The 322-nt window shown below is 59.3% G+C and carries 1 protein-coding gene; it reads left to right on the plus strand.

The window, feature by feature from the left end; genetic code table 11:
• A partial coding sequence (locus KVT28_RS24755) for an FAD-dependent oxidoreductase (RefSeq protein ID WP_217550783.1) occupies positions 1-322 on the plus strand: 322 nt, incomplete at both ends.

The raw sequence follows: 322 nt of genomic DNA on the forward strand, positions 1-322 counted from the left end.
TACGATCGCCTGGTCATCGCGCTGGGCAGCACCTCAATTGACTTCGGCACGCCGGGCGTAAAAGATCTCTGGATCTTTCTCGACAACCCGCATCAGGCGCGTCGTTTCCACAACGAAATGCTCAACCTGCTCCTGCGTTTCTCGGCCAGCGAAGGCAGCCTGGAAAAAGTCAACATCGCCATTGTCGGCGGCGGCGCCACCGGCGTGGAACTCTCTCCAGAGCTGTATAACGCGGTGAAACAGCTGCACAGCTACGCCTCCAAAGGTCCGGATAGCAGCTCGCTGAACGGCACCCTGGTGGAAGCCGGTGAACGCATTCTGC

This window comes from Pantoea sp. GbtcB22, assembly GCF_019091025.1.
GTDB classification, from domain to species: domain Bacteria; phylum Pseudomonadota; class Gammaproteobacteria; order Enterobacterales; family Enterobacteriaceae; genus Pantoea; species Pantoea leporis.